The following is a 3,625-nucleotide window of genomic DNA, read 5'->3' as shown; positions in this document are numbered from 1 at the left end:
AAAGACGAAACGTTCGCGTGCTGATGACCGGGTCGAATCGTTCGGCGTGGCGCATGGCTTCACGCACGGTACACAAAGCACGCCCGACGATCTCTGACAGTTCTAGCGCAGTAGGGGTGGGCTGCATGCCGGAACGGGTGCGAATAAAAAGCGGGTCGTTGAATAGCGTGCGCAAGCGCCCAAGTGAATAGCTGATGGCCGGCTGCGAAAGGGTCAGCCGTTCGCCCGCGCGCGTCAGGCTGCGCTCCTCGACGATGGCGTGAAACACGCGCAGCAGGTTCAGGTCGATGTTGTCTATCGAGTTCATGGCGCGGCAGCTTCAGATGGGTGAGTGAGATATATCGTCGACTGATATTGAATGTAATCCAGGATTTATTGAACGGATATAGATAGCACTAACGCATTGGGTAAAGATTTCTTTAGACAAGCTGGTTGTATTACCTGGAGATATGGGCCCCCGGTCAATTGATTGACTTCTTTTCGTTTCTCGACTGGGAGGTCAATCGCGCTGGTGCTTGAATGGATCACGCTATGAGGTAATGAGAATGTTTCGAAAGCAGTCTGGACGAAAATTGGATGCATCGCCACTCATCGAAACCGTGGCGTCGCATGTGGACGAAATTGGAATCGGTATTTGCGAGATCGATGGGAATGTCGAGCGCGTGAGCGATGCGACTGGGCGTATGGCTGATGTGTGTCAGGATCTGGATCGATTTTCTTCCCGCTTGCGCGAACAAAATCTTGAGCTCGCCAGATCTGCAACCCTTGCGCAAGAAACCGGACATGCGGCAGCCGAGAGGATTCATCAATCGAGTAGTGACCTTTCTTCTTCGTTAGATGAGATGCGCTCGCTTGTTCGTGGAACCGAAGATATTGGTGTACGTATGAACGTGCTCCATGACGCGCTGCGCCAGGTTGCGGATGCTGCGGAGATGATAACCATGGTGTCCCGGCAAACCAATCTTCTCTCAATCAATGCGGCCATCGAAGCCGCAAAGGCTGGCGAAGCGGGAAGAAGCTTTGCGGTGGTCGCGTCCGCCGTCAAGCAGTTGGCAATACAATCAAACGATGCTGCGCACCAGATCGGAAAGACAACGAAGCAATTGTCGATCGAAATGAAGGCACTGATGGATTTAAGTGCGGAAAACCTGAGCCGGGCATCGAGGGTGGACGAAACGACTGTGCAGATCGGCGCCACCATGATCGCTACAGCCAGTGCAATCTCGGATCTCCACGCACAGGCAAAATCCACGGCAACGACCTCGAACGTTGTTGTAAAGGATTGCGGTTCCGTCTGCGAGCTTGTTCAGTCGGTCAGGGATAGTGCGGCAGTCTGCCATCAACAGGTCACGGATATTCATGGACGTCTTGAAGGACTTCTACTGGTTTCCGATAAACTTCTCAATGACGTTGCGGTCGTTAGCGCAGATACAGCAGATTCATTGTTCATCAAGACCATCGTGCGTGTCGCTCATGAGGTATCGACGGCTTTCGAAAAAGCGTTAAACACGGGGCGCATCACCACAGAGAACCTTTTTTCAAATGATTACGTTCCGGTGCCCGGATCCAATCCACCTCAATTCGTCGCTGCATTTACGGGTTTATGTGACGACATCCTGCCGTCTATTCAGGATCCCATACTTACATTGGATAACCGCATAAAAATATGTGGCGCATTTGACCGGAATGGATACTTGCCCACCAATCATCCGCAGTACTCTCATTCACAAACAGACGATATTGTTTGGAATGAGGCCAATTCCCGAAATCGACGCATATTTGACGACCGGACAACCGTCACCGCTGTAGCTCATCCCGGTCCGTTTCTGGTTCAAACCTATAGACGACGAATGGGCAACGGAATCAACGTTGTGATGAAGGAAGCAAGCGCGCCAGTCAGGATCAATGGTGCGCATTGGGGTGCAGTTAGACTGGCTTATTTGCCATGATGGTCCTGAATTTGTGAAGCAGAGGGGCCGGTTGTCATCTTGCTACCAGTTGAGTCTCAGTCCGGCCTCTGTTGCACGGTGCCGATCGTCGTCGTCCGCATGCAGGTACTGGCTAGTGGCCGATATTGATTCATGCCCCAGGTTGTCGCGGACATATCGCAGATCGACTTGGCCATCCATCATTCGGGAGCCTGTCGTATGCCGCAACCAATGGGCCGACGCCTGGTGCAGCCGTTCTGCGGCGCGCTCGTGCGCATCACCCGTCGACTGCAAGTGCCCGATCGCATTATCGAACACCTGCTTGATGATCAGGTGCACGGCGCCGCGTGTCATGGTCCGATGCGTGCCTCCGATCGACAACAGCAGCGGTGTCGTTTCACCGCCATAGGGGAGGGCAGCTAGACCATACTGTCGGCGATAGCGGGTCAGCTCCGCCATCAACTCGGTCGTCGTTCGCCGACGTAGCGCAACAACTGGCGCGGGAGAGTACCAACATGGTCGAGGGTGTGGCCGCTGGCACGCAGGAAAACTAGCCGGATGGCGGCACTGGCACGGCGATCGCGCCGAAAACGCTCGTTGATCGCGGCGACATCACTGTCGGTCAGCGCACAGTGGCACTCGCCATCGAATTCCGACAACCGGTAGGGCAGGCGATCCTGTCCCACATAGCGAAATTCCAAGCCCAGCATCTCCTGCCTCCCGTCAAGGCGGCGCGATCCGAAATCGCGGGCAGGTATCTTACCGCGGACACGGCGTTCGCCAAGACGAGCGTGAACATCAGATTTTTTTGAGCCGGACCAATAATTTTTCTTGATTTGGATGCGGACGCGAACAGCTGACAATTTCATCAATTCTTCATGTGGGAGGTAGGAATGAAATTTTCAGCGATTCAGATGAATTCTCAGGACGACAAGAGCTTCAATTGTGCAGAGGCTGAGCGACTCATTCGCGCAGCCGCTGCCGATGGCGCAGAACTGATAGTGCTACCCGAGTACTTCGCCTGCTTAAGTGGCGACGATGACGTGCAGCGCAGCAGTGGAGAGGTGTTCCCCGATGGAGCCATTTTCCAATGGCTCAAACGACTCGCTGGTGAGCTCAAGGTCTATTTGCACGCAGGTAGCGTGGTCGAGCGCGAAGGTTCGGATCGCTATAACACCACGGTGGTCTTCGGCAAAGAAGGCCAGATTTTGACCCGATACAGGAAGATTCACCTATTTGACGTCGAAGTCCCGGGCGGGATCACCTATCTCGAGTCCGCCCGCGTTGGGCGCGGCCAGGAAGTCGTCACATACCGTGCCGGGCCGTTCACCGTCGGTTGCGCGATCTGCTACGACATCCGTTTTCCCGAGTTGTTCCGACGGCTTGTTGACAAAGGGTGCGACGTCATTGTGCTGCCAGCCGCCTTCACCCTGCAGACAGGAAAGGATCATTGGGACGTACTCGTGCGAGCCCGGGCCATCGAGTGCCAGACGTATGTCGTTGCCTGCGGCCAAGTGGCGACGCACGCCGGCGGTTCCAAGTCTTCGTGGGGACACAGCATGATCGTCGACCCTTGGGGTACCGTGGTCGCGCAGGCGTCCGACACCGTCGGGGCAGTGACCTCCGCCCTCGACAAAAACTATGTCGACGCCGTGCGTCGGAACATGCCAATCGCCAATCATCGCGTTATCTAAGGA

Annotated in this window: 4 protein-coding genes and 1 pseudogene; 2 read left to right on the top strand and 3 right to left on the bottom strand. The window is 55.1% G+C overall.

The window, feature by feature from the left end:
• The coding region (locus PQQ51_RS34080) for a LysR family transcriptional regulator (RefSeq protein ID WP_408501583.1) at positions 1-307 on the bottom strand (307 nt) is incomplete at its 3' end.
• A gap of 238 nt (positions 308-545) precedes the next feature.
• Between PQQ51_RS34080 and PQQ51_RS34075 the strand changes: the two genes are divergently transcribed.
• Complete coding sequence (locus tag PQQ51_RS34075) at positions 546-1,949, top strand: methyl-accepting chemotaxis protein (protein WP_408501582.1); 1,404 nt, start codon at positions 546-548, stop codon at positions 1,947-1,949.
• 42 nt (positions 1,950-1,991) lie between these two features.
• Here the strand turns inward: PQQ51_RS34075 and PQQ51_RS34070 are convergent, their stop codons facing one another.
• Together PQQ51_RS34070 and PQQ51_RS34485 are read right to left on the bottom strand one after the other, a co-directional pair.
• Positions 1,992-2,387, bottom strand: coding sequence for a tyrosine-type recombinase/integrase (locus PQQ51_RS34070; protein ID WP_408501581.1), 396 nt, complete (start codon positions 2,385-2,387; stop codon positions 1,992-1,994).
• Between the two features lie 11 nt (positions 2,388-2,398).
• Positions 2,399-2,638, bottom strand: a pseudogene (locus PQQ51_RS34485) (hypothetical protein); the annotation flags it as partial.
• Positions 2,639-2,821: 183 nt separating this feature from the next.
• Here PQQ51_RS34485 and PQQ51_RS34060 point away from each other — a divergent pair.
• Positions 2,822-3,622 carry a carbon-nitrogen hydrolase family protein gene (locus tag PQQ51_RS34060; RefSeq protein ID WP_408501579.1) on the top strand — a complete coding sequence of 267 codons (801 nt, stop codon included), beginning with the start codon at positions 2,822-2,824 and terminating at the stop codon, positions 3,620-3,622.
• Positions 3,623-3,625 lie beyond the last annotated feature (3 nt).

It is taken from the genome of Paraburkholderia xenovorans (genome assembly GCF_046030735.1).
Classification (GTDB): domain Bacteria; phylum Pseudomonadota; class Gammaproteobacteria; order Burkholderiales; family Burkholderiaceae; genus Paraburkholderia; species Paraburkholderia xenovorans_A.
Note: the sequence above shows the minus strand (reverse complement) of the source record. Positions and strands in the feature narration are given on the sequence as shown.